The organism is Candidatus Pelagibacter sp. HIMB1506, from assembly GCF_052047935.1.
GTDB lineage: Bacteria > Pseudomonadota > Alphaproteobacteria > Pelagibacterales > Pelagibacteraceae > Pelagibacter.
In genome coordinates, this window is sequence record NZ_JBNAIS010000001.1 from 1,415,230 (window position 1) to 1,439,856 (window position 24,627).

A 24,627-nucleotide genomic window follows, 5' to 3' on the forward strand; every position below is an offset into this window, starting at 1 on the left:
TTTATTTATATTATATTTTCAAATCCACACAAAATAAGATAAAACAAAAAAGTATGCCTTGGTGGTGAAATAGTATCACGTCGGTTTGTGGATCCGAAGTCATAGGAGCGTAACCTATCCAAGGTACCAAAACGCCGTGAAGGCCAAAATGAATAAAGAAAATAAACTCAATCCTTCCCTACCATCTGGATTTGAAGATCGTTGGGGCAAAAAGCTAGTGTTAAAAAAACAGCTTTTAAATGTGATTGAAAAAAATTTTATAAAATTTGGAGCAGAACCTTTAGAAACTCCATCTTTTGAAATCAGTGAAAATATTGGATCGTTTTTAGCAGATGACGAGGAGAACCCTATGTCAGATATTTTCAGTTTTGACGACAGAGAAAAAAGAATTAGTTTAAGATATGATCTTTCGAGCCCACTTGCTAGATTTGTAGCTCAAAATAATCAAGACCTCCCTTCAATTTATAAGAGATACGCAATTCAAAATGTATTTAGAAATGAAAAACCTGGAAATGGTAGATATAGAGAATTTCTTCAAGCAGATTTTGATATTATTGGAAATGTAAACTTTGCACAGGCTAATGCAGAGTTGTGCAACTTAATATCAAATACTCTTCAAGATATTGGTCTAAAAAAAGATCAGTTTACAATTAATGTAAGTAATAGAAAAATTGTACAAGGTTTAATTGATGATTTAAAAATTTCTGAAGATAAACAGCTAAAAGTTATAAGAGCAATAGATAAATTAGATAAGCCTGGATTTGGTTTAAAAGGAGTTGAAGACCTTCTTAAAAAAGAGAGAAAAGATACAAGTGGTGCGGTTACTAAAGGTGCTGATTTAACAGATGAACAAGCATCACAAATTCTAAATTTTTTAAAAGTTAAAGAATTAAAAGAATTAAAAGAAACTTTAAAAAATCCATTATCTCAAGAGGGAATAAAAGAATTAGAGGATGTGTTTGAAATAATTGGCTATAGTTCAAATTTAGGCCAAGTCAAAACTAACTTTACAATCGTAAGAGGTCTCCAGTACTACTCAGATTTTATCGTTGAAACTAATTTAAATTTTAAAGTAACTAATAACAAAGGTAAAACAGTTGATATTGGCAGTATCTGTAGCGGAGGTGCTTACGCGAAACTAATCTCAAGATTTAAAGGAGTTGATAAACCTGGGACAGGGGTAAGTTTTGGAGTTGATCGATTATTGTTTGCTCTAATGCAACTTGATCAAATTAAAATTAATGATCAAAAACCTGTTTTAGTCTGTGTCATGGATGAAAAATTCCTTAAAAATTATTATGAAATTGTAGATCAGCTAAGAGAAAATAATATTAATGCTGAAATATTTTTAGACACAAAGAAAAATTTAGGTAAGCAACTTGATCTTGCTAATAAGCGTGATTTAAATGTTGCAATTATTTGTGGTGAAAATGAATTTAAAGAGAACACAGTTACGATAAAAAACCTTAAAGGTGTAAAAGGCCAAAATAATCAAACAATTCCTAAAGAAAAGTTAATCGATGAAGTCAGAAAATTTATCTAATATTCTTAAATCAAGTGGATTTAAGAATATTGAACTCGATAATATTATAGAGTCTAAACATATCCTAAAAAGATCTGGAGGTAACTTTAGACAATATCTATTCTCTTTTTATGATCAAAGAAATGTAGAATGGAGCTTACGTCCCGACTTAACTTTATCGAGTGTTATCAAATTTATAGGAACTAAAGATCAAAAAAAGACTAAATGGTCATACAGTGGTGAAGCTTACCGGAAACAAAATAAGAATAATAAATCGCCTATTATCAAACAAACAGGTTTTGAAATATTTGGTTCTAATACTAAAGAAAAAGATGATTATGAAATCCTTAAAACATCAATCAATATCTTCAAGAAATCAAAGTTTAAAAAATGTGAACTGAATTTAAGTAATATTGAAATATTTCATGTGCTCGTAAACAAATTAACTTCTCTTCCACTTAGATGGAGAGAAAAAATTAAAAGGCACTATTCGAGAGAAGTTTATTTTGATCAATTACTCAAAAAATTATCTAATAATAAAGATATTAATCCCAAAATTGTTGAGCAAGACAAAGCAAAAGCAGAAAGATTAAGAAAAAAAGATCCATTGAAGATGTATTCTGGAAGATCTTTAAAAGAAATTTTGGAGAGGTTTGATTTAAAAAATTATCAAGACCCAAGAAATCTTTCAAATAAGAATAGTGTTAAAATAATTAAAGATTATTTAAAAATTTCTTGTCCAATTGAAAAAGCACCTAAAGTTTTAAATGATTTCTTTAAAAAGAATAATTTAAATATTTTTATCAGTTCAGATTATTTTCCAATTAATAAAAACAATAATAAAAATATAAAAGTAATTTTTAATACCAATATAAACCGAACTGTTAGTTATTATACGGGGATGACTTTTAATATAGAGGTAAAAACAAATGGTAAAAAAGAAGTTTTTTTATCAGGTGGAAGATTTGATAATTTGATTAAAGACCTAGGGAACAAGAAAGACCTAAATGCTGTAGGTGCAGCAATTAACAGAAGTATTTTATGAATAAAGAAATAATTAATATTTTAACTTTATCTAAAGGCCGAATGAAAGCTGAGGCCGAGCAAGTTTTTAAGATAAGTAAATTGAAAATAACTCAAGAAAGTGAACGTTCATTGATTGGTTCTATTAAGGGTTATCCAAATATTCGTGTACTTTATATGAATGCTACTGAAATTATTGAAGCGTTAGGTAAAGGAATTGGAGATATTGGTATTAGTGGAAAAGATTTATGGCGTGAAAGTGAGCAAAGTATCCAATCAAATATTGCACTTGCTAAGGAATATAGTTGGGGAAAATCTGATTTAGTAGTTGCTGTAGATAATATGTGGCTAGACTGCGTAAATCCTACAGACTTAGAAGATATCTCTTATGAGTTTTATCAAAAAAAGAAAAGATTAATGCGTTGTGCAACTAAATTTAAAAACCTTGCTCATGGATGGTTTAATTCTAAAGGGATTACTCAATATGAATTAATTACTTCATTGGGGGCTACTGAGGGTGCAAATAAATTAGGTACGGCAGACTTAATCGTGGATTTGAGTTCAACAGGGGAAACTTTAAAACAAAATAATCTAAAAGTTATTGATACAATTTTGAGTTCTTCTGCTTGTTTATTTTATTCCAAGAAATCAATTAAGAAAAAAGGCGTAAAGAAAATATTGAAATTACTTTCTAAAAATTAAGTCCTTCCAGTAAATAAGAATGATTTTGATTATATCTAAATTTCTTAGTACCGCATAAAGACCAACTAACAATCCAATACCAACTAATATTTTAAATAACAAAATTAATTCCATAACAAAACTTAGCTGAATAAATTAACTTATCAATAATATTATAATCTTAATTATGACATGAATTAATATTATTAATTAATGTAATGATTAATCAGTTTTTTAATTGGTGTGTCTATGTTTTAGAAGTAATTGGTGATGTTACTGGCATGGGATATGAACTTGCTAATATTGTTATTTTCGTAATTTTACAGCCAAGTTTAATCCTTTTATTCTTTATATTATGGAGAAAAGAAGTTAGGAAAAATAGGTGATAAGAATATTATTTATTTTTCTAATTTTATTAATTTCTCCAGTAAAATCTGAAAATGTCTTTCCATTAGACCCTGCAATTAATTATGGAAAATTAGAAAATGGTTTAACTTATTATATTAGAGAAAATACCACTCCTGAAAATAAAGTATCGATGAGGCTTTATGTAAAGACGGGTTCTATAATGGAGGAGGATCATCAAAAAGGTTTAGCTCACTTAATAGAGCATATGGCTTTTAATGGTTCGAAAAACTTTCCAAAAAAAGCAATTGATGAATATTTATCTTCTATTGGTTTAAACTTAGGATCACACTACAATGCAAATGCTTCTTTTTTTAAAACTACTTATAAATTTGAAATTCCAACTGATGACATCAAGAATGTTGAAACAGCTATTCAAATTTTAGCTGATATTGCAAAGAATTTAAACTTAAATCCAGAGGCATTTGAGCGAGAACGAAAAATAGTAGAGGAAGAATATCGAACCGATATTGGCAGTGGTCAAAAATACTATGATCAAATAAGCAAATATATTTTTAAAAATTCAAGATTATTAGAACGAAGACCTATTGGCGATATAGAAGTTATTAGAAACTTTACATATGAGGATGCAATTAGCTATTATAAAAAATGGTACCAACCTGAACGAATGGGATTATTTATAGTTGGTGACATTCAATCACAGGAAATAAAAAACTTTATTCAAAAGTATTTTGGTGATTTTAAAAATACTGAGAAAACAATCGTACCTGATTATAAAATCCCTGATTTTGAGGAAAACCAATTCTTTACTTATCAAGACGCTTTAGAGGAAGATATTCAATTTACTATATGGAAAAAAGATGAGTTCAAAAAAACTAATACTATTGCAAATTATAGACATGCAATAATAGGCTACTTAGTAAGTGATATCGTTTATCGAAGAATGCAAGAAGTAAGAGAACTTAACCAATCTGCATTTAAAAGTGCTTATGTTTACGATTATCAAATTTCAGATTTAGATATGTATTATCTTTTCTCAACTTCTTTAAGACAAAACTCTATAAATCAAGGAATTGAAGATGCCCTTACTTTTGCAGAACAAGTAAACAGATATGGGTTTTTAGATAGCGAGTTAGAGCTCGCTAAGAAAAGACGAATTGATTATTTAAAACAAGCATTAATTGAAGAAAACACCAGAACTTCAGAGGATTTTATAAAGGAATATATTGATCATTTTATCTATGACGAGATGATCTCAGGACTTCAAAAAGAAATTGAGTATTCAGAAAATATTTTAAGTTCTATCACAGCTGAGGATTTAAATGATTATTTCAATAATCATTTTGAAGAAACAAATAGGATTATATCTATTAGAGCACCTGATTTTATAAATAATTTACCAACGGAAAAAGATATTGAAAAAATATTTCAAAAAGTAAGTCAAAAACAAATAGAACCATATGAATTTGAAATTAAAAAAGTTGAACTTATCAAAGAAGATTTAAAAGGTTCAAAGATCATAAAAAGAAAGAGATTTCCAAGAAGTAATATTATTAAAATAACTTTGGAAAACGGTGCTGATGTTTTTTTAAAAAAAACAGATTTTAAAAAAGATGAAATTCAATTGAAAGCCTTTAGTTGGGGAGGATATTCTACTGTAGATATGGATAAATTAGCTTCAGCAAAATATGCTGAAGATATTTTAAATTATGCTGACCTTGGTGAAATATCCGTCAATGAAAAAGAAAATTTATTTCAACAAAATTTTGTCGATGTATTTCCAAATATATCTGAAGGTACAGAAGGTGTCAGTGGAAAATCAAACAACCAAAATTTAGAAAACATGTTTAAGATGCTTTATTTAAATTTTACTGATTTGAGGGTAAAGCAATATCATGTTGATCGATTTAAAGAGAATAAAATTAATCAATACAATATCGATAAAGAAAACCCACAACACCAATCCAATTTAGATTATAGAAAAAAACTTTATCAAGACCATCCAAGAACAATGTATCCAACAGATGAAGTGTTTAATCAAATTAACCTAGAAGATGTTCAAAACTTTTATCAAGATAGATTTAAAGATGGAGGAAGTTTTGATTTTATAATTGTTGGTGATTTTGAGTTTGAAACAATAGAACCATTAATTGAAAAGTATATTGGTAGCTTATCTGATTTAAAAAGAGACGACCCATATATCGACCATGGTATTCGTTACACAAAAAAGCGTGAATATAATGAATATAAAGAAGAGGATGCCAAAAAGGCAAATATCTTTAGAGTTTATTTTAAAGAATATAATTACTCTTATAGAGACAAAACTAAACTGTATTTATTGATGTCTATCTTAGATAAAATGCTTTTTGATAAAGTTAGAGAAGAAGATAACCTTGTCTATTCAATTTCATCATCTAAATATTTAGACAATAAAATTCCTGAAGAAATTACTAGTTTTTATATCTATTATACAGGAGACCCTAAAAATGTAGATACTATCAATAACAGAATAGATGAATTGATAGATAGTATTAAAAATAAAGAATTTGATGTTCAAATTTTTAAAGATCAAAAAGTTGCTTTGAAAAAAGATTATGATGCCGGTTTAAAGACTAATAGTTTTTGGTTAAGCTCAATTTTAAATGCAGTGAAATATAGTCAAAATATTGAAAAGATTACTTATCTAAATTCAATAGTCGATAGCATTACTCTTAATGAAATAGCAAGATTGGCTAAACAACTATTTGATGATCAATATTTTGTAAGTGCAGATTATTTAAGCGAGTAAATTTTATGTTGGAAGTAATAATAGCAGTAGAATTAGCTTTTTTAGCTTATAAATTGCTTATAGATTAAAGAGACAAAATTATGAAGAAAATTGAAGACAAGGTTAAAGGAATAAGCATCGAACTAGATCGAAGTACAAAGTTGAATGAATTAGATGATGTAATTTTAGACTTTGAAAAAAATACAGATGATAAGCATGAAGTTGATGTGTCAGTTGATATTCAAAATGCTACTCTCCATATGAAAAGAATTAAAAAACCTCATATTACTCTGGCAACTGTTGATGGTAAAGTTGTTAAGAAGGATAAAGAAATAGAAGTTAAAGTTACAAAATAAAAAGCAATTAAATATAAAACTCTTGTACAATTCTCGTATATAAAGAGATAAAATGTACTTTTATTTATGAAAAAATATCTATTAATTTTAACGGCATTCCTTTTTTTGTCTGGATGTGAAACAACATCGTCAAAATCCGTAAATTATAAGCAAAACAAAATTTATATTGGAATGAATAAATCAGATTTTTGCTATGAAGCTGGATCTATAAATGCAAAAAAAGATCCTTGCAGACTTACTTACAGTGAAATGCTTAATTCTAAGCCTAGAGGTGCATATTACCCAGATACTAAGATGGAAATAATGCATAATTTAACAACAGAAAAATATTATGTTTTTGAAAACGTAACAATACCACATGATTGGTATAAACCTTTTAAAGGTGTTTTAAGTATCAAAACAAAAGGAAATGGAAGATTGGCTAAAATATTTCTTGATTACGAAGAAGCTAAAAAATTTGCTTCTGGTATTGAATTTTCAATTAAAAAAAACAAAATTTCATTAGCAAAGCAACATTGTAAAGATAATGGATTAGTCGAAGGAACAGAAAGTTTTGCAGAATGTACATTAAAAAAACTTAAAGAGTAAAAAAAGTGAGTTTTAAAAAATTTTTTGTATCTTTAATTTTTGTTCTTTTGTTTGTTACAAATGCTCATTCAAAAAAGCCTTTAAAAACAGATGTAGTTTTTGAGAGTAAATATGGAGGAATATATTCTATTAAACTCCCAATGTTTTCAGGTAAGGGTAGGTGGCAACCTTCATTTAATATAATTAACGAATTATCTCAGAAAAATTGCAGTTTATATTCTAAAGATAGTTTTCTTTTAATTTCCAAAGGAAGCAGCGCTATGACAGTGAGAACAAATGGAAAACTTAAAGTTAATGCAGTAAAATCAGATCAGGGTCTTGTTATGGACTCTACAAGCCGAATGAGTGTTTCTCATAATCATTTTAGATTTTTTTGTGGAGAAAATATTGATGAAATACTAATTAATTTTTCAACTAGTAATAAATTTTTTTCTGAGGATGTTTTTAAGCTTTCAATGATTGGTCCCTCACCAACAGGATATTTGCAATTTAAAAATAAAAGTTTCATTTTTAATGAAATTAAAGAAGAAACAAGGAAAAATATATCACTAAAATTAAAAGAGCTAAGTGGGGAACAAGACTATGATTTAAAGACAAATAAACAAGGAATTGTTACTGGAAATATTGCAAAGGCTAATTTTTCAGAGGTAATAAGTAATTCAAAAAAATTATGTAATGAGATTGGTTTTAGTGCCGAGTCAGAAAAGTACTCAGAATGTATATTTGAAGTAATGGAAATCAATGACGCTTACAATGTTGCAAAAAATCAAGAAAATATATTAATTTCTAAAGCTCAAGAAAAAGAAAATATAAAAGTAGAATTTAATTATGAAGCAAAATCTGGAGAGAAAATTAACCAAGATAGTAAGTGGAATAAATTTTGGAAAGGAGTTTCCTGGATTTTACACGAACATGGTGATGATATTTTTAATGTTATTGTTGATCTTAAATATGGTACCAATCTTAGTGGCTATAACACAAGTAATGAAGTCACAAATAATAGAACTACATTAAGATGTACAGGTCAAAGAGTTGGGGATATCATTTATGAAAATTGTAGGGGTGGTGGTGTTTGGATAAAATGTAGAACAACATTGCTTGGAGGTATAGCAAAAAGAAGATGCAGACAAGTTTCTTAACATTAAATTTAAAATTTACGAGGATCAGTTAAATGGTTGAAAACTGGCAAATAATATTAGCAATTATTATTGTAGGATTATCAATTGTAATGCCAATTTTTTACTCACATCAAAAGAAGAAAAAGGCTCAACAAGAAGAGCTAAATAAAATTAAAATCTATGGTGAGAATATAAATAAACAAACTCGAGATAAACATTAATACCTAAATTCTAAAATATTAAATAGATTTTTTTTGCATTTCATAAATAAAACAAGTTTGTAGCAAAATTCAAACATACACTATTGATTTATTGGGATCATGCGTTGGATTTCAATCCTTTTCTTTAGAGTTCCGCTTTTTTTATTATCTCCCTTGTTGCGTAATTCTAATACGAAACAGAAAAGGGTTGGAACCATAAGTAACTATAAACTGTTAACCTTAAAAAAATCAATTAACCATAGGAGCTCTAATACATGGAAATAAACCGTGTACACAAGTATTGTCACGTCAATACCTATATAGCATACGATAACTGTTACCCTGTCTACAAACAATCATTTAAATTTGAAATAAAACCTGGAGAACACAACAGCTTAGTCTGGGATAAGATCATAAAAATATTTGAAAAAAATGGATACAAAGTGGAGCTCAAATCATGAAGAGAGTTTTACTTATTATTTTATCTCACTTACTGTTGTTTTTCATTGTCTTTGCATATCAAGCCCAAGCTCATGCTGAAGATGAGGAATGGACGATAGATAGTTTGGAAACTCTAGCTTATGCAAGAGTTTCTGGGGAAGTTATCCATGGTGATAATTTAAACTTCTTCATCGATTCCCGAGATGATTGCCAAAAAGTATGGAATAACTTTACTTTTGTCACCTACAATGACCCGGGAGATATTAAACAGCTTTTAGGAAAACATATTCCAATAACAATTAATGGAGAAGAAATAACAGCAAAAGTTGAGCATATTTCTCCATTTTTAAAACTTGGTTGGAGAGTACTTTTTACGATAGGTACTTATCCAGTGAAAGAATACATCAATGTATTAAATAATTTCTATATTGAAGAAAAAAAATATGAAATCAAAATTATTGATGGCATTGATTTTAAAGCAGATAAATATTTTGATATTTCTGTAAACAGTTGGAAATTAGATAAGTTAGTTCCATCTGTCTTAGCAGCTCATAAGCTTTGTAAACAACTAAATGATATGGAGAGTTAAAATGTTTAGAATTTTTTTGTTATTTATCCTTTTATTTCCTAATATTTCTCATGCAGACCAAGGTCTCAATCTTACCTGTAAAAATTTATTATCAGCACTTGGGAAGCAATACGAACCTTTAAACTTTAAACTTGAAGTAACAGGCTTTCATTATTTTGATAAAGATCACAATGAATTTAAGGTCATTCCATCAGAGGAATTGGTATTTGGAGACGACATGTTTGTTGCTAAATTTCCTGAGTATGAATTAGGTTTTCAAAGAATAGTATATGCTGGTGAAACTGAGCAAATTATTACTATGTCTAAATATGATTTTATAAATGATAAATTTTTAGCTCATTATGAATGTGATATAGAAACAACAAATATCGATTAATTATTATGATTATTAAAAATAAGAAAGAAACAATCTATTATAGTGGTTTTTCAATGGAACCATCTGAAACTGTAGAACTTTTAGATAATTCAAAAGGAAAGATAATTTCAAATCGAACGCACAAGATTGTAAAATTAGAAGAATATAAGATCTTATCTTTTTGGGATAAAATAAATGAATTAGGAGTATGGAATTGGAGTAAAAAATATCCAGTTAAAGAACCAGAATTAGAACAACTCTTAGACGGGTATAGATGGGAATTAAAATTAAGAGATAGAAATGGTAAAGCTAAATATTGTTCAGGCTACATGAGTTTTCCAAGAAAGTTTAAGGAATTAATTAAAGAATTAAATTATTTGTTTGGCAGCAAAATTAGATTTTAATTATTATCTTTTTGCTCGTAATACCATTTTTTTTGTCTGTCTCTTTTAGCTTCTAATTGTTCCTCAGTTAAATTGGCATAGATTTTTTTATCATATTGTTCTTTTTCTTTTTGGCTCATTTCATCTCTTATTTTTTTAGTAGAAGCTCTATTTTTTAATACACTTATATCTATTTCACCCTTTTTGAATTCTTGAATACTCTCTTTAGTAGAGTGCTTTAAAATGTTCTTCATATTTATTCTTTTACCTGAATGATAAAATTTAAGACCTGGTCTATCAGTTTCTTTTCTAGTTAAATATTTTACCTGATTTAATTTTGTCTCGCCTCTAAAATCTTTCTTAGTCCAATTTCGTGGTTTGCTATCAATTATTTTTTGAAGCTCTTCATCTGTTCTTAGTTCCCATTGATTGTTACCTTTAGGATTTCGGTTGAAGTCTTTTTTGATCATTAGTTAATTAAATAGATAAGATCTATGTTATTATAATTTATGAAAAAATTTAATGAAAAGTTAAAAAAAATTTCTGAAATTAGATGTGAAGAATTGCACAATCATGAAGATGGCACTCATATGTACGTAATATATTTTCATCATGCTAGTGGTAGAGTTGAATTGATAGCCAAAAGTTCAATTAAACCAATATTTGCAAGGCAAGTATCAAAGGTCTACTAATTTAGGCTTTTTTAAACTCAAATAATTTCAAGGATATAAAGTCTCTTCTAGATATTTTCTTTTTTAATTTGGGTATTTTAACTTTGAGAGATCTTACAAACTTTAAATATTCAAAAAATCTAAGTGTAGAGACAGTTTTTCTAACAACAGCTGCAATACATAATCCTACTAAAAAGCTTAGTAAAGAAACACCCATTGCTTTTACTGTTAAAGCAAAAGCACTAACACAAGCACCGCCTTTAATGATACCCCACCTAAGGTTTCGCATCTCTTGTTTGTTAGAGGATTGATCATATCGATAAGCAAGCACTACTATTGAAGTAATAGAACCAACAGGGTCTCCATGTACAAAACTAGAAGCAAGTACTCCTGATGCTATTTCAGAAAACTCTTCTTTATGTCTTTTTTTCCAATTAAAAAATAAAGCAAGTGGTCCAATAGAACTTGCTAGTAATTCATTAAATTCAACATGCTTAATATCGTCTAGCCATCTTTGAGGAATCTTGATGGCCTCATTAAATTGATCATAAATAATTGTATATGATTTAGAGTAAGTTGAATGTATGGCAGATGAAATAATAGGTAGTGAATGCAAAATTTTTTTCACAGTAATGTCTTATAACACAAAATAGGCAAAAGTTTGAAATTTATATTAATTTTTGTTGATAATTTTTAAACTTTTTTGAAGGTATTAAATTTTTTAGCTCTTCAAGCTTATATTCTTTATTATTATTTAATATTTTATTATGAACCATTGATGAATATAAAGCTGCACTATATGCCTGACAATTTAATGATTTTTCTGGATTAAATTCTATATCAGTAAAAGCTTTATAATTCAGGATTTCAGCTTTCAAATTATTGTTTTGATTTAAAGCTATGAAATAAAGCCATGAATAAAAATCAAAATCTAAAGAAAAAGTTTCACCAAAAAAACTAAATTCTTTTAAATCACTTCTTTTTATTCTTTCATCTTTTTTTGCATCAATCGATGACATTTCATAAATATCTTCGTTTGGTCCTTGGTCAGTAAATATTTTACTGCCTTGAAACAAGCTTTCTAAAAAATATTCTTTATTTTTATAACTAATTATTAAATTGAATGCACTTAATTGAATTCCTAATTTATTTTCAGATTTAGTTGAGATTTCTAATATTTTATCCAACTTAAATTCTTTAGATATATTTTCATGAAAAGATGAAATAGATTTTTGTTTTTGACTTTTTGCAAAACCAGAGAACCATGTGAATTCAACTGAATTTGTTGTGACTAGTTCTTCTTTATCTTGAGACGGTATAAAAAAAGGTCGTTTAGCCATTTTGTAATTGTTTTAATTCTTCCAGGTTAATAAATTTTTCTGACTGTATATTCCCAATTAGGCATATTTCAGCCTGAGAACAAGTTGTTTCATTTGGTTTTTGATTAAATCTTTTAATTTTGCCTCTTTCATTAAGCGTGTGTCTTTTAACTGTTTTTTTGAACATACCATCAAAAGCCAACCACGTTTTTAAAATTGCTAATTCGTCATCGTTTTGTCTATATTGATCAAATGTGTGACTTGCTGCATTAGTATCACAAAATATGCACTCATTTTCAACGATTACTGATGGATCTATTTTAATTTCAACAAAATCACTATCATTTAATTTTTGTCTTCTTTTAAAACTCTCAAAAAGAAATGAATTTTTATAGGTTATCGATAAAGATATTGCATAATTCCAATCGTCTCTTCTCTCTGGATCATTATAAACATATTCTAAATTTCTTTTTTTTAATTCTTCAAGACTTAACAATCCATTATTGAGAATAGAATTAACATTTTGTCTTTTTGTAAAATGAATTAATTGTGTAATTTTCCTTGTCTCTAAAATATTTAAAATTCTCTCTCTTCTTTCCATTAAATGATATTTTTTACTCTAGAAAATATATCATCAATTGGTAGCTTTTCATTAGTTAAATGGCACCATGAAATTCTGATTGCTCCTTTTAGTCTGTTTTCATCATCAGTCATAGCTTTTATCACATGAGATGGTTCATATGTAGATGATGTACACGCACTGCCATTTGATACAGAAATAAGATCTTTAGTTGTCAACATAAATGCTTCTGCATCAACATTTGGTACTGAAAAATTGATACAATTTCCTAATAAATATTTTTCATCACCATTTAAATTTCCATTTAAACTTTTCATTAATTTAATTATTTGATTATAAATTTTTTTATTTTGTTCCTGTCTTTTTTTTAAATTTTTCTTAGCAATTTTGGCAGCTACACCTAAACCAACAATTAAATGAACTGGAAGAGTACCAGGTCTTAACTTTGCTTGTTGTCCACCACCAAAAAATAATGGTTGCAAAGGTGGCTTATTAAAATTTCTTAATCTAGTAACTAATGCCCCAATTCCTTTAGGACCAAACACTTTATGACCGCTAATGCTTATTAGATCAATTCTTTTATTCGAAAGTGTATCAATATCTTTTCCATACATTTGTGCTGCATCAACATGAAAATAACAGTCATGATCTTTAATAATTTCTATTATTTCATTAATAGGTTGTATTACACCTGTCTCATTGTTAACTCCCATAATTGAAATAAGAAGAGTATCTTCTCTTAATTTATCTTTGATATCTTTTTGATTTACTCTTCCAGATTTATCTACATTTATAATATCAACTTCAAATCCTACTTTTTCTAATTCCTGAATTGGTTCTAGTACTGCTTTATGTTCTATTGCTGAAGTGATGATATGTTTTTTATTATTTTTTAAACCATAATCTTTTAGACCAAAAATACTCAGGTTATTCGATTCTGTTGCACCACTTGTGAAAATTATTTCATTTCTCGATGCATTCACCAAACTTACTACATGGTCTGTCGCTTCATGAACTGCTTTCTTTGCAATAGAACCAAAGCTGTGTGTATGAGAACCTTCGTTACCAAAGTCTGTCGTTAAATAATTATTCATCTTCTCTACAACCTCAGGTTCAATTGGAGTGGTAGCGTTGCAGTCTAAATAAATGCTCATTTTAGTATGTTGAATTTTAATATTTGTATGTTAAATAAATAACATACAATATATAAATAATCTAATATTTTATTGATTTTTATGACTTTAAATGTTCACAAATTTGCAGCCATCAAAGGGCAACAATCAGGAGATGATTATTACACTGTTGTTTGTGAAATGGCAATTATTCCAAGATTATTTTTATTTAACGAAGCAACTATTCCAACAGAACTTCGCGCACAAAGACATATCAATAAATCAAGGATCCCTGAAATGGCAAGATACATTGTTGATAATCCTAAGAACTATATTTTTTCTGCACTTACTGCATCAATAGACGGCAATGTTACTTTCAAACCATTAAAGTTAAATGGTAAAGACAGCGAAATAGGTGAACTAGAAATTGCTGGTGATGCAAAATTAATGATTAATGATGGTCAGCATCGTCGTGCAGCAATTGAAAAAGCATTAACTGAAAATCCAGATTTAGCAAAAGATACTGTTGCTGTTGTATTCTTTAAAGATAAAGGACTAAAAAAATCACAACAAATGTTTTCTGATTTGAATCGACATGCTATTCGACCAGCAACAAGTATTGCAAAACTTTACGATCATAGAGACCCAATTGCTGAAGTTATTAGAAGAGTTGTTTATGAAACTGAGGTATTTAAGGGTGTAGTAGAAATGGAACGATCTACAATTGCTGAACGATCTTCAAAACTATTTCCATTTTCAGGAATTTATTCAGCTTCGAAAACGTTAATTGATTTAGAAAAGAATAAAAAAATTGATCAAGCTGTCAATTTGGTAAGTTCTTTTTGGGAAACTGTTGGAGAAAACATGGACCAATGGCGTGGTGTTAGAATAGGAAACTTGTCACCTGCAGAGGTTAGAAGAGATTATATTCACACACACGTAATTATCTTACAAGCACTAGGTCATGCTGGTAAAGATCTAATTGCACAATTTCCAAGCAATTGGAAATCTAAGTTAAAGAATTTAAAAAAAATAAATTGGTTAAAGAATAACTCTGAATGGCATCAGCGAGTAATTATTAATGGTAGAGTAGTTAAAAATAACAACAGCATTATTTTAGCTTCAAATATAATTAAAAAAGCTTTGGGTGTTAAATTAAATACAAAAGAAAAAGCATTAGAAAGTCAGGTGAAAAAAAGTGGAAAGTAAAAGAAAATCTTTTTTTAATGAAATTGGTTTTAAACCAACTATTGAAAAATTAGTAGATTTGACTGCTAAACTTTATTTAGAAGATGATAATCCATGGGTCGTTGGTTATTCAGGCGGAAAAGATAGTTCTGCTTGTTTGCAATTGATGTGGAGAGTATTAGAAAAAATTAAATCAGAAAATAAGCCCATTAAACCATTACAAGTGATTACTACAGATACATTGGTTGAAAATCCTGTGGTTGCCACTTGGGTTCGAACTTCATTAGATTTATTGAGAAACAAGGCAAAAGAAAAAGGACTACCAATCTTTCCAAATTTATTAACACCTAATATTGAAGAGACATTCTGGGTAAACTTAATTGGTAAAGGTTATCCAGCGCCTAATACTAAATTTAGATGGTGTACAGAACGTATGAAAATAAGGCCCAGTGACCGTTTTTTAAGGAAAATATCATCAGAAAGTGGAGAAGCTGTTTTGGTTATTGGGACTAGAAAGGCGGAGAGTTCTAATAGAGCTATTTCCATTACTCGTTTTGAAAAAGAGGCAACAAGAGAAAACTTTTCAAAACATGTAAACCTTATGAATGTCAGTTCATATTTACCTATCAAGGATTGGACTAATGATGATGTTTGGCTTTATTTACTTCAAGAACCTTCTCCGTGGGGAATAAATAATAAAGATCTTCTATCAATGTACCAAGGTGCAACAGATGGAGGAGAGTGTCCTTTAGTAGTAGATACTTCAACACCATCATGTGGAGATAGTAGATTTGGTTGCTGGGTTTGTACACTTGTTAAGCAAGATAAATCAATGTCAGCTATGGTTCAAAACGACTCTGAAAAATCATGGATGGAACCTTTATTGCAATTAAGAAATGATCTAACTATTAAAGATCACGATAAAAGAGATTTTAGAAGACTAAAAGGTCACGTACAATTGATGGGACCTGAGGATGAAGAAACAACAGTACCAGGACCTTATACCAAAACAAGCAGAGAAGAATGGTTAAGAAAATTATTACAAGCACAAAATAAAATTAGAAGTAACAATCAGCTTCCCAAAGATTTGAAAAAGATTCAACTTATTAATCAAGAAGAATTAGATCAGATTAGAAAAATATGGTTTTACGATAAATTGGAGACGGATGATATTTTACCTAAAGTTTGTGAGACAGAAGCTAAAGGAGAATACAACTTTGAACCTTTAGAAGACAGCCATGTTTTTGACCATGATATTTTGAAAATATTAAAAGAAACTTGTGGTGATGATGAAATGATTTTTGAAATCGCAAGAAGTCTTTTAGAAGTTGAGCGTAAGCATTTTAAAAGTAATCGTCGAACAGGGTTATTTGATGAGTTTGAAAATATTTTTAGAAAATCGTTTTATAAAGATAAAACAGACGCAATTGAATACGCTAAGCAAAAGAAAAAAATTAAAAATCAAGCAAATAAACAATTACCTTTAGAGACTAATTGATGATCTTTGAAAATTTATTAATCAATAATTTTGGTGTTTATTGTGGAAAGCAAAATTTTGATTTAAGTACAAAATCAAAAAAACCAGTTATATTAATTGGGGCTCTTAATGGTTCTGGTAAAACTACATTTTTACAAGCAATAGATTTTGTCCTTTATGGTAAATTTTCAAATTACTTTTATTCACAAAAGCTTTCTTATGAAAACTTCTTAACTAAAAATATTAATAAAAAAAACTTTGATGAGGGTGCACAAATAGAACTAACCTTTAATAGAAAATATAAAGGTAAAAAACAAAAGTTCAAAATCTCAAGGAACTGGAAGTTGGTTGGAAAAAAAATGAAAGAGGAGTTCTTTGTTTTTATTGATGATAAATTTGATGAAGACATCACTAAAGATTGGGATAATTTTGTTGATCAGATTTTACCTTCAAGAGTTGCTTCTTTATTCTTTTTTGATGGGGAAAAGATTGAACAATTGGCAGATTTAGACCAGTCAAAAAAAGTATTGAAAAAAGCCATTAATTCACTGTTAGGCCTTGAGATAGTAGACCAATTAAATGTTGATGTTGATGAGTTTCAGAAAAGATCTTCTCTTCAAATAAAAGATGATGATGAAAAAAAAGTAATTGAGGAAATGGAAGCAAAGATCAAAGAATATGAAAAAGCAATTAAAGTTGTTGATGAGAAAATTGTTAAGGAAGAAGATAAGTTAACTAAGGTGAAATATGAGACGAGAGAACTAGATATAGAACTATCTCAAAAAGGAGTAGCTTACTATGATAAGAAAAAAGAATATGAAAAAGAACAATCAGAAATTGATGAAAAAAGAAAAACTTTGCAAGAAGATTTAGTCAAAGTTGCAGCAAGTGAAGCACCATTACTTATTGTAGAAAAAGAACTAAATGAAATTAATTTACAATCTAAAGAACACAATTCTTCAATAGATCAGTCAATTATACAGGAAAAAATTAATCAGTTAGTAGATCAATTTAATGAATTTTCTGAAAAAAATTGCTCAGATAAAGATTATTTAAGTAAATTTAAAAAATTTAGTGATCAACAAAAAATTAAAAAAGATACAAATAACCAAAAGACTGAATTTTTATTAAAAAGTATCAATCCATTTGAAACAAATTTTTTACTTAATGAAAATCTTCCAAATACGAAAAAAGATATAGATAAATTAACATCTAAAAAAATTAAATTAGATGAAGAATATGAAAAAGTTAGTCAGTTGATAAATAAAATACCAAGTGATGATGAAATTAAACCTTTAATTGAGAAATCAAAAAAACTTAAAAAAGAAGAAGAAACTTTAATTACTAAAATGAATCTTTTAAGAGAAGAACGTGGAAGATCAAATGGTCCTTTAATAAAATTAAATTTTGATCTTAAAAAAGAATATGAAAGAAAAACAGCAAAAGATATTGATAATTTAGATAATAAGAGATTTATTGATTACTCAATTAAAGTTAAAGACGTTTTAAGTTCTTTCCATGTAAAAGCACTAGATTATCATATTAAAAGATTAGAAAAATTAATTTTAAATTGTTTTAAAAGTTTACATCGTAAGAAAAATTTTATTAAATCAATCAAAATCGATACAATTGAATTTGATTTAAAAATTTCAGATAAAAAAGATACCGAGATAAATACAGAGGATCTTTCAGCAGGTGAGAGACAATTACTTGCTGTAGCTATTTTGTGGGGACTTGCAAAAGCATCCAATAGTGCAGCACCAACTATTATTGATACTCCTTTGGGAAGATTAGATAGTGAACATCGATTTAATTTGGTAGAACAATATTTTCCAACTGCATCTAAACAAGTAATTTTATTGTCAACAGATGAAGAGATTAATAAAAAATATCACAAATTTATTTCTCCATATTTATCAAGGTCGTATAAAATTGAATATGATGAGAAATTAAGTGGTAGTAAATTATCGGAGGGTTATTTTTTCTAATGGATATTGATCTAGATGTACTAAGAACCTCAACCAATGTTAAAAATTCTTTAACAAGAATTAAGACACTTACTGGAATACCCAATTGGAATATTATTTGTAGATGGGCTTTTTGTTTATCTATCAAACAAACCGCTCTACCTAGAGAAGTAGAAGAGAAATTGGATGGAATAGAAATAGATTACGACGTCCTATTTGGCAAAAATAAACCAATATACACACAGCTTTTAATCAATAATTTGGTCACTCATAATGTTGAAGTAGATAAGAAAAATTTAACTAAGTATCTGTATGCTCATGTGAATCGTGGAGTGAATATTATTTATACAAATAAGCTTAAAGATATTTCTGGGTTATTATTAATTGGAAGGATTGACTAGGAGGCCTAAAAAGCTCAGTATCAATGTAAGCCAGCTTATTAAGCCTCAAAGTTTATGCTACAACATCCTTTGCAGCACACATCATCGACCATAAAACCTCCTTTAGTTAGTGTTTAAGTCTTTGTATTCTAGGCTTTTTTACAAATCTTGGAAAAATGAGTGGGTTGATGGAGAACGAAAGAACAACCCTAAAAAACAAGCTTTGTAAATCCTTGAATAATTGCATAATATGCTTAATTTTTCTTAAAGTCAACATTTTTTTTACGAATTTTTAAAATTTCGTACGAATTTTTGTTGACAATAATATTATATTATGATTTAACTCGCAACTATTATGAATGAATTTAGTAAACTAGTCAGTAACAAGTGGATCAGCGCTAAGCTTTTGGATGCATATGTGTATTCAAAAAGCAAGCAAGGCATTTATGCCATTGGATTAGTTCATAAAAACCAGGTTGCTGGATTACCTAAAAATTGGGAGTGGGTTTATGTTGGAATATCTGAAAATATAAAAACAAGAATAAAACAACACCAACCAGATAAAGAGAGAAAACCTGGCTTAAGAAAGTGGCTGTATAACAACTTAAATAAAGCCCAAATTTATTATCAATATACTGATGTTTCTGAGAAGAACTTAAGGTTGATAGAAACGTCCTTCATAAGAAGTTTAAAACCAACATTTAACATTTTAAAGAAAAACAAAACTAAAAGGAGAAGAAAATGACCAATCCGTTAGACATCGCTAAACAAACATTAGAACAAAGAAAACAATTCGCTGAATCTTTAAGAATTCTTTTAGAAGAAGCTAAAAATACCAATATGGAGAAGTTACTTGTAACCAAGGTTGATAATTTAAGATATACTTCTTATGTAGGAGCTGTTTCATTTAAACAATTTGCATCGATTGGTAGATTTGCGCATACATTGGATTGGTTTACAAATAAAACAATTAAAAATAAACTTGGAGAAGATGTTGCAGTAATACGAGATGACAGAGATATTAAAAATGAGGATTTAATTACCCAAAGACCTATTAACTATCCACGACAAAGAGATTTAGTCCATTATCTGTTGTCTTATGAAGATAATGACGCAAAATTTCCTCCTATAACTGCAGTTGTTTTATCTTCCGACTCAATGAAGAAAGAAAATGCTAAATTTTATAACGCAGATGGTAAAGCAGTGAGAAATTCAATATCTTTTTCCCCATTAGATACTAAAGGAGATATAGGCTTCCTTGATATATCCGAAGAATATGTAGTTTATGCTTTAGATGGACAGCACAGACTACTCGCGTTTAATGGTCTAGTAGATTTGTGGAACAGTTCAGATAAAAGTTTAAAAGCAAAAAACTCCTCAGGTGTGCCAGTAAATAATGAGGAAAAAATTATAAGATTGGAAGAATACGGTTTTGATAATGACTCTTTCGTTCAAGATATTTTAAATCAAAAAGTAGTTGTTGAGTTTATACCAGGAGTTTACAAGGGTGAAACTTTTCTCGATTCTATAAGTAGAGTTCGATCACATTTTATAGACTACAATGATAAATCAGAGAAACTAAAGAAACAGGATATTGCACCTATTGATGATAGAGATCCATTTATTAAGTTTGCTAAGTACGCAGTAGCGGAAAGTGAATTTCTTGGAAAAAAAGAAATATTTACGTCTGTTAAAGCTGCACCAAGTAGAGGAAGCGCATTCTTATTAACGTTGGTGAATTTACGACAAATGGTTTCTATTATTTTTAGGGACAAAGAGCAAAAAACTGAAAAGGGTACATCTTGGTATGGAAAAGGAAGTGTGAAAGTTGAAAAAGAATTGGATATGTATATACCTTTATTTTTAGGTTTAATAAATTCGATTTCTAATTTAAGTGATATAAAAAGCTATCTTGAAACACCAAAAGTTCCAGGTACTACTGCTAAAAATTTCAGATCTCCTTCCTACCAAAATAAACAATGGAAAGGCACTATTAAAGATGAAGAAGGGTCAATTATAGATAATGATAAAGGACATGTCTTATTTACAACAGTAGGATTAATGGCGTTATCATATGCATATAAAAATCTTGTTGTGGGTACTTTAGATGATGATGAAAATCAGCCCAGTTTATCCAAAGACGAATTTATTAAAAGACTTAAAAAATTTGAGCAAAGTGGGGAAGGCTTTGATTATGAAAAAGATAAAAATTCAGAAGTGTCAGTTGGTTTAAGACACATATCATTACCTCAATCAATATTTTATGGTGTGCTTTTCGAAATTTCAAAAGAAAAAATGATAGTAAGAGAGCCTTCCGTAAAGCTTGCAGGTGAGTTACTAACTTATATTCTTGGAGACGGTGACTTTGAAAATAAAGAAAAATTACAACAAACTTTAACTTCTAACAGAACAGTAAGAGATATTTATTATGACTGGGATGGCACACCAATTAAAATTGAAATTAGCGATGGAAAAGTTAGAAATCCTATAAAGTTACCACCAAGAATATAAATTTTATTTATTGAGCAAATGTTTAGCAAAGCTTCTATTAAAAAAAGCACTAAAGAACTTGCAAATGGCTCAACAAATGATGATCATCGGAAAGCTTTAGAATATTTAAGAGATCTAAGATCTAAACATTTTTTAGAAAATTTAAACACTTTTTATAATGAATTAAGTGAACTTAAATTGAGTATTTCTGGAAGGTTAAAAAGATTTGATACTATAATTAGAAAAGTGCAAAGGAGTTCCTCAGATGTTAACACTATGGGGGATTTAATTGGTTACAGAATAGTAACTCATAGTTTTGATGAACAAGAAAAAGTATCTAAAATTATAAGTGATTTATATAAAATTAATCCTAGAAACTATACTTCTCAAGCAAATGGCTACAGAGCAATACATTTTATTGTAGACCTTGGAGAAATTGAAAATGGAATTAAAAATCTTTTTGAAATACAAATTAGAACATACTACCAACATATTTGGGCTACATGGTCAGAAAGTTATGGAGAAAGAATTAAAGAAATTTATAAAAGCAAAAACCTATCAGCGTCCTTATTAAATACAAAAACGTGGTTAGACAATTTTACTCAAATTATAAAAAAATATGAGGACAAAAATAAATCAAAATTACAAACAAATATTGTTAATATTAATCAAGAATATGGATTTTATATAATTTGCTTTGATATTAATAAAAATGATCTTTTATCAATTTCTGAAAAACTTTCTGATTTTAATCTGGTTAAAGATAATTATTATACCCTTGAAAAGATTAGTAAAGATAATGAAGAAATCGTTTTACTGATGGCAACCTCAGAAGAACATTTAAGAGAAACACACCCCAGATATTTTTCTTTAGATGCAAGACCTGATATCCCAAATGAGATATATCCTCATTGAATATTTATTTTCTTATCTCTTTTTAATAATTCGGCTTTAAATTTTTTAAAATAGTGGTGTTGATCCTGTTGTTGGAATTGTGTTAAAATTAATTAATCTTTTAAAGATTCGTTCGTAATACGTTTATTGCGCGGCCTTAAATAATGCCCTTCGGGGTGAGCCTTTTAAATCAGCAAACATTAACCCCCATAGATTTTATCTATGGATTTTTAAAAGGAGAATATTATGGCAAGCTATAAACAAATATTGGCAAACAGAAAAAATTCACTCAAATCAACGGGACCTATCACAGTTAGAGGTAAGTATTGGTCTTCACATAATAACATTAAACATGGATTAACCTCGAAAGATTTAATTGTCGGTGAAGATCAAAAGTCATTTGAGAGTTACCGTGATGAGATGCTTAAAAAATTAAACCCAAAAGGAATTTTAGAAGAACAAGTAGTTTTTAAAATTATTGATGTTGGGTTTCGATTGAGAAGGGTCTTTGGAATAGAGTCTGGGATGTTCAACCAGGAAATTTTAACTTATCAAGTTAATGAATACAAAGAAGATATAGCAGATAAATTTGATAATAAGGAAAATATATCAAATGTAGTTATTTCACCCGACCGATCAAAAAGGTTATTAGGTTTAGCATTTGGAAGAGATTCTAAAAATGGCTCATCTCTTTTAAAGCTTAATACTATTGAGGACAAACTTTTAAACAAGTATTTCAAATTATTAGAAATTTTACAAAAAATGAGAGGAGGCAAAGATGGATTGGAGAAGTGATAGAAAACATTACACAAAGGACTGTAGCAAATGGCGAAGATCTAATCGTGGAATTTTAAAGCCAAATCATCATTATTATATGCGGTTAATTAAAAAGGAGATCGATGAATTTCTAAGAGAAAATAAAGATTATTTGTTAGCAAATAAGCCTGAGATTTATTACTCAATGATCAATAGAAAACTGCCTAAAAAGTATATTAAAGAGGAAAAAGTAATTACACCTGTAAATTCTTATATACCCCCTCAGTCAAAGATGAGTAGGGAAGAACTTGATCAATCTTTAGAAAAACAAATTAGCGAACGAAAAGAAAAGGAACAAGCATTAAAAATTAAAAAAGAAAAAGAAAGAAAAGAACAAGAACGACTTAGATATAACCGTGAAACATTCGAGAAAGAACGGAGATATATTTATTGGGTAGACCCTAATAAGCCAATTAATCAAAATAAATTAGGTTCATCACAGCAATGGAGAATTGAAAAAAAGTATAAGTATTATTAGTAAAAATGCTTATATTAACCGTTGCTACGTACTATGAAGTTTAATTATCCAAAGTCAATTAGAGCATATTATAATGGGCAAAGACTTTATGATATCAATAATGAAAAACTGCCAAGTGTAACTACAATCCTAAATGCTACAAAATCAAAAGAGGCAATAGAAAGCCTTAATAGATGGCGTACAAAATTAGGTGCTGCTGCTGCAGATAAAATTACTAAAGAAGCCACTAGCAGAGGTCAAGCAATGCATGATTTTCTCGAGAAATTTTTGTTAGGAAAATTAAATTTAGATTTGTTAGGTGATAATACTTTAGAAAGACAGATGGCAGATCAAATTATTGAGAATGGTTTAAGAAATAAGATAAATGAAATTTGGGGTGTTGAAGCAACATTATATTATCCAGAACGCTATGCAGGTGCTGCTGATTTAATTGGTAATTATGAAGGAAAAAATTCAATTATAGATTTTAAAAATAGTTCACAACTAAGAAAAGATGAATGGAATACAGATTACTATTTACAACTTTCAGCGTATCAGATGGCTCATAATAAAGTTTATGGAACTGATATAAATCAAGGAGTGATACTTGTTTGTACTAAAGATTTAATGTTTCAACGATTTGTAATTGATTCTGAAAGATTAAAACATTATCAAGAAATTTTTATGAGAAAAGTTGATGAGTATTATAAAATGCAATTAAATAATTAATTTTTTTATTGACTTTAAATTTTTCTTAATTTATAAGATAAATACTAAATTTTTTAGCTACTTGTTTAGATGCAAACAGTTTAGTTTCTTAAAAAAAACTTACTTCATTTAAACTTAGATAAAAACTTTACGAAGCTACTTGTTTAGATGCTTGGTTA

The 24,627-nt window shown here is 28.4% G+C and carries 28 protein-coding genes; 23 read left to right on the plus strand and 5 right to left on the minus strand.

Features of this window, described 5'->3' with window-relative positions; genetic code table 11:
• The first annotated feature begins 148 nt into the window (after positions 1 to 148).
• The 12 genes from hisS (at position 149) to ACTTA8_RS07640 (ending at position 10,410) form a co-directional block, all read left to right on the plus strand.
• Positions 149 to 1,543: a histidine--tRNA ligase gene (gene hisS, locus ACTTA8_RS07585; protein ID WP_440655268.1), complete on the plus strand. Its 1,395-nt coding sequence runs from the start codon at positions 149 to 151 to the stop codon at positions 1,541 to 1,543.
• Positions 1,521 to 2,567: an ATP phosphoribosyltransferase regulatory subunit gene (locus tag ACTTA8_RS07590; RefSeq protein ID WP_440655269.1), complete on the plus strand. Its 1,047-nt coding sequence runs from the start codon at positions 1,521 to 1,523 to the stop codon at positions 2,565 to 2,567. Before hisS ends, ACTTA8_RS07590 begins: the two co-directional genes overlap by 23 nt.
• A complete protein-coding gene (gene hisG, locus ACTTA8_RS07595) occupies positions 2,564 to 3,247 on the plus strand; it encodes an ATP phosphoribosyltransferase (protein ID WP_440655270.1) in 684 nt (227 codons plus the stop codon). The genes ACTTA8_RS07590 and hisG overlap by 4 nt, the downstream gene beginning before the upstream one ends.
• A 197-nt stretch (positions 3,248 to 3,444) precedes the next feature.
• On the plus strand, positions 3,445 to 3,612 hold the full coding sequence (locus tag ACTTA8_RS07600) for a hypothetical protein (RefSeq protein ID WP_440655272.1): 168 nt from the start codon (positions 3,445 to 3,447) through the stop codon (positions 3,610 to 3,612).
• On the plus strand, positions 3,609 to 6,380 hold the full coding sequence (locus tag ACTTA8_RS07605) for a M16 family metallopeptidase (protein WP_440655274.1): 2,772 nt from the start codon (positions 3,609 to 3,611) through the stop codon (positions 6,378 to 6,380). Before ACTTA8_RS07600 ends, ACTTA8_RS07605 begins: the two co-directional genes overlap by 4 nt.
• A gap of 80 nt (positions 6,381 to 6,460) precedes the next feature.
• Positions 6,461 to 6,715 carry a hypothetical protein gene (locus ACTTA8_RS07610; RefSeq protein WP_440655275.1) on the plus strand — a complete coding sequence of 85 codons (255 nt, stop codon included), beginning with the start codon at positions 6,461 to 6,463 and terminating at the stop codon, positions 6,713 to 6,715.
• 66 nt (positions 6,716 to 6,781) lie between these two features.
• Complete coding sequence (locus ACTTA8_RS07615) at positions 6,782 to 7,303, plus strand: hypothetical protein (RefSeq protein WP_440655276.1); 522 nt, start codon at positions 6,782 to 6,784, stop codon at positions 7,301 to 7,303.
• A 5-nt stretch (positions 7,304 to 7,308) separates the two neighbouring features.
• Positions 7,309 to 8,442: a hypothetical protein gene (locus ACTTA8_RS07620; protein WP_440655277.1), complete on the plus strand. Its 1,134-nt coding sequence runs from the start codon at positions 7,309 to 7,311 to the stop codon at positions 8,440 to 8,442.
• A gap of 32 nt (positions 8,443 to 8,474) precedes the next feature.
• The gene (locus ACTTA8_RS07625; RefSeq protein WP_440655278.1) at positions 8,475 to 8,642 is read left to right on the plus strand and encodes a hypothetical protein; all 168 of its coding nucleotides are present in this window, start codon (positions 8,475 to 8,477) and stop codon (positions 8,640 to 8,642) included.
• A gap of 475 nt (positions 8,643 to 9,117) precedes the next feature.
• Positions 9,118 to 9,651 (plus strand): hypothetical protein, encoded by a 534-nt coding sequence (locus tag ACTTA8_RS07630; RefSeq protein WP_440655280.1) that lies wholly within the window; start codon positions 9,118 to 9,120, stop codon positions 9,649 to 9,651.
• A gap of 1 nt (position 9,652) precedes the next feature.
• Entirely contained in the window at positions 9,653 to 10,027 is a 375-nt protein-coding gene (locus ACTTA8_RS07635) for a hypothetical protein (RefSeq protein WP_440655282.1), read from the plus strand.
• A gap of 5 nt (positions 10,028 to 10,032) precedes the next feature.
• Positions 10,033 to 10,410, plus strand: a complete 378-nt coding sequence (locus tag ACTTA8_RS07640; protein WP_440655283.1) for a hypothetical protein — start codon at positions 10,033 to 10,035, stop codon at positions 10,408 to 10,410.
• Here ACTTA8_RS07640 and ACTTA8_RS07645 read toward each other — a convergent pair.
• A complete protein-coding gene (locus tag ACTTA8_RS07645) occupies positions 10,407 to 10,859 on the minus strand; it encodes a hypothetical protein (RefSeq protein ID WP_440655285.1) in 453 nt (150 codons plus the stop codon). The two genes, ACTTA8_RS07640 and ACTTA8_RS07645, sit on opposite strands and share 4 nt — an antisense overlap.
• A gap of 39 nt (positions 10,860 to 10,898) precedes the next feature.
• Here ACTTA8_RS07645 and ACTTA8_RS07650 point away from each other — a divergent pair, with 39 nt between their 5' ends.
• On the plus strand, positions 10,899 to 11,081 hold the full coding sequence (locus ACTTA8_RS07650) for a hypothetical protein (protein WP_440655286.1): 183 nt from the start codon (positions 10,899 to 10,901) through the stop codon (positions 11,079 to 11,081).
• Position 11,082: 1 nt separating this feature from the next.
• Here ACTTA8_RS07650 and ACTTA8_RS07655 read toward each other — a convergent pair whose 3' ends face one another.
• From ACTTA8_RS07655 to dndA, 4 genes are read right to left on the minus strand one after another with little or no spacing between them, the layout of a single operon-like run.
• A complete protein-coding gene (locus ACTTA8_RS07655) occupies positions 11,083 to 11,688 on the minus strand; it encodes a hypothetical protein (protein WP_440655287.1) in 606 nt (201 codons plus the stop codon).
• 40 nt (positions 11,689 to 11,728) lie between these two features.
• Positions 11,729 to 12,400 (minus strand): DarT1-associated NADAR antitoxin family protein, encoded by a 672-nt coding sequence (locus ACTTA8_RS07660; protein WP_440655288.1) that lies wholly within the window; start codon positions 12,398 to 12,400, stop codon positions 11,729 to 11,731.
• Complete coding sequence (locus ACTTA8_RS07665) at positions 12,393 to 12,980, minus strand: DarT ssDNA thymidine ADP-ribosyltransferase family protein (protein WP_440655290.1); 588 nt, start codon at positions 12,978 to 12,980, stop codon at positions 12,393 to 12,395. The genes ACTTA8_RS07660 and ACTTA8_RS07665 overlap by 8 nt, the downstream gene beginning before the upstream one ends.
• Positions 12,980 to 14,113 carry a cysteine desulfurase DndA gene (dndA, locus tag ACTTA8_RS07670; protein ID WP_440655291.1) on the minus strand — a complete coding sequence of 378 codons (1,134 nt, stop codon included), beginning with the start codon at positions 14,111 to 14,113 and terminating at the stop codon, positions 12,980 to 12,982. The genes ACTTA8_RS07665 and dndA overlap by 1 nt, the downstream gene beginning before the upstream one ends.
• A gap of 81 nt (positions 14,114 to 14,194) precedes the next feature.
• On the opposite strand from dndA, the gene dndB reads away from it, so the two are divergent.
• From dndB to ACTTA8_RS07720, 10 genes are all read left to right on the plus strand, one after another.
• Positions 14,195 to 15,280: a DNA sulfur modification protein DndB gene (gene dndB, locus ACTTA8_RS07675; RefSeq protein ID WP_440655293.1), complete on the plus strand. Its 1,086-nt coding sequence runs from the start codon at positions 14,195 to 14,197 to the stop codon at positions 15,278 to 15,280.
• Complete coding sequence (dndC, locus tag ACTTA8_RS07680; protein WP_440655294.1) at positions 15,270 to 16,757, plus strand: DNA phosphorothioation system sulfurtransferase DndC; 1,488 nt, start codon at positions 15,270 to 15,272, stop codon at positions 16,755 to 16,757. Before dndB ends, dndC begins: the two co-directional genes overlap by 11 nt.
• On the plus strand, positions 16,757 to 18,724 hold the full coding sequence (gene dndD / locus ACTTA8_RS07685; RefSeq protein ID WP_440655295.1) for a DNA sulfur modification protein DndD: 1,968 nt from the start codon (positions 16,757 to 16,759) through the stop codon (positions 18,722 to 18,724). Before dndC ends, dndD begins: the two co-directional genes overlap by 1 nt.
• A complete protein-coding gene (gene dndE / locus ACTTA8_RS07690; RefSeq protein ID WP_440655297.1) occupies positions 18,724 to 19,104 on the plus strand; it encodes a DNA sulfur modification protein DndE in 381 nt (126 codons plus the stop codon). Before dndD ends, dndE begins: the two co-directional genes overlap by 1 nt.
• Before the next feature lie 334 nt (positions 19,105 to 19,438).
• A complete protein-coding gene (locus tag ACTTA8_RS07695; protein WP_440655299.1) occupies positions 19,439 to 19,828 on the plus strand; it encodes a GIY-YIG nuclease family protein in 390 nt (129 codons plus the stop codon).
• Complete coding sequence (locus tag ACTTA8_RS07700) at positions 19,825 to 21,594, plus strand: DNA sulfur modification protein DndB (protein WP_440655300.1); 1,770 nt, start codon at positions 19,825 to 19,827, stop codon at positions 21,592 to 21,594. The genes ACTTA8_RS07695 and ACTTA8_RS07700 overlap by 4 nt, the downstream gene beginning before the upstream one ends.
• 18 nt (positions 21,595 to 21,612) lie before the next feature.
• Positions 21,613 to 22,488 (plus strand): hypothetical protein, encoded by an 876-nt coding sequence (locus ACTTA8_RS07705; RefSeq protein WP_440655301.1) that lies wholly within the window; start codon positions 21,613 to 21,615, stop codon positions 22,486 to 22,488.
• Positions 22,489 to 22,713: 225 nt separating this feature from the next.
• The gene (locus tag ACTTA8_RS07710) at positions 22,714 to 23,262 is read left to right on the plus strand and encodes a hypothetical protein (protein ID WP_440655302.1); all 549 of its coding nucleotides are present in this window, start codon (positions 22,714 to 22,716) and stop codon (positions 23,260 to 23,262) included.
• The gene (locus ACTTA8_RS07715; protein WP_440655304.1) at positions 23,246 to 23,761 is read left to right on the plus strand and encodes a hypothetical protein; all 516 of its coding nucleotides are present in this window, start codon (positions 23,246 to 23,248) and stop codon (positions 23,759 to 23,761) included. The genes ACTTA8_RS07710 and ACTTA8_RS07715 overlap by 17 nt, the downstream gene beginning before the upstream one ends.
• A 33-nt stretch (positions 23,762 to 23,794) precedes the next feature.
• The gene (locus ACTTA8_RS07720; RefSeq protein WP_440655306.1) at positions 23,795 to 24,469 is read left to right on the plus strand and encodes a hypothetical protein; all 675 of its coding nucleotides are present in this window, start codon (positions 23,795 to 23,797) and stop codon (positions 24,467 to 24,469) included.
• Positions 24,470 to 24,627: the final 158 nt, after the last annotated feature.

Coding starts and splice junctions, on each gene's coding strand:
- ACTTA8_RS07715 (WP_440655304.1), top strand. CDS start 23,246: ATGGATTGGAGAAGTGATAGAAAACATTACACAAAGGACTGTAGCAAA.
- ACTTA8_RS07645 (WP_440655285.1), bottom strand. CDS start 10,859: ATGATCAAAAAAGACTTCAACCGAAATCCTAAAGGTAACAATCAATGG.
- ACTTA8_RS07610 (WP_440655275.1), top strand. CDS start 6,461: ATGAAGAAAATTGAAGACAAGGTTAAAGGAATAAGCATCGAACTAGAT.
- ACTTA8_RS07695 (WP_440655299.1), top strand. CDS start 19,439: ATGAATGAATTTAGTAAACTAGTCAGTAACAAGTGGATCAGCGCTAAG.
- ACTTA8_RS07660 (WP_440655288.1), bottom strand. CDS start 12,400: ATGGCTAAACGACCTTTTTTTATACCGTCTCAAGATAAAGAAGAACTA.
- ACTTA8_RS07710 (WP_440655302.1), top strand. CDS start 22,714: ATGGCAAGCTATAAACAAATATTGGCAAACAGAAAAAATTCACTCAAA.
- ACTTA8_RS07640 (WP_440655283.1), top strand. CDS start 10,033: ATGATTATTAAAAATAAGAAAGAAACAATCTATTATAGTGGTTTTTCA.
- dndD (WP_440655295.1), top strand. CDS start 16,757: ATGATCTTTGAAAATTTATTAATCAATAATTTTGGTGTTTATTGTGGA.
- dndB (WP_440655293.1), top strand. CDS start 14,195: ATGACTTTAAATGTTCACAAATTTGCAGCCATCAAAGGGCAACAATCA.
- ACTTA8_RS07590 (WP_440655269.1), top strand. CDS start 1,521: ATGAAGTCAGAAAATTTATCTAATATTCTTAAATCAAGTGGATTTAAG.
- ACTTA8_RS07665 (WP_440655290.1), bottom strand. CDS start 12,980: ATGGAAAGAAGAGAGAGAATTTTAAATATTTTAGAGACAAGGAAAATT.
- hisG (WP_440655270.1), top strand. CDS start 2,564: ATGAATAAAGAAATAATTAATATTTTAACTTTATCTAAAGGCCGAATG.
- ACTTA8_RS07700 (WP_440655300.1), top strand. CDS start 19,825: ATGACCAATCCGTTAGACATCGCTAAACAAACATTAGAACAAAGAAAA.
- ACTTA8_RS07635 (WP_440655282.1), top strand. CDS start 9,653: ATGTTTAGAATTTTTTTGTTATTTATCCTTTTATTTCCTAATATTTCT.
- ACTTA8_RS07615 (WP_440655276.1), top strand. CDS start 6,782: ATGAAAAAATATCTATTAATTTTAACGGCATTCCTTTTTTTGTCTGGA.
- dndE (WP_440655297.1), top strand. CDS start 18,724: ATGGATATTGATCTAGATGTACTAAGAACCTCAACCAATGTTAAAAAT.
- dndA (WP_440655291.1), bottom strand. CDS start 14,113: ATGAGCATTTATTTAGACTGCAACGCTACCACTCCAATTGAACCTGAG.
- ACTTA8_RS07625 (WP_440655278.1), top strand. CDS start 8,475: ATGGTTGAAAACTGGCAAATAATATTAGCAATTATTATTGTAGGATTA.
- ACTTA8_RS07705 (WP_440655301.1), top strand. CDS start 21,613: ATGTTTAGCAAAGCTTCTATTAAAAAAAGCACTAAAGAACTTGCAAAT.
- hisS (WP_440655268.1), top strand. CDS start 149: ATGAATAAAGAAAATAAACTCAATCCTTCCCTACCATCTGGATTTGAA.
- ACTTA8_RS07600 (WP_440655272.1), top strand. CDS start 3,445: ATGATTAATCAGTTTTTTAATTGGTGTGTCTATGTTTTAGAAGTAATT.
- ACTTA8_RS07720 (WP_440655306.1), top strand. CDS start 23,795: ATGAAGTTTAATTATCCAAAGTCAATTAGAGCATATTATAATGGGCAA.
- ACTTA8_RS07650 (WP_440655286.1), top strand. CDS start 10,899: ATGAAAAAATTTAATGAAAAGTTAAAAAAAATTTCTGAAATTAGATGT.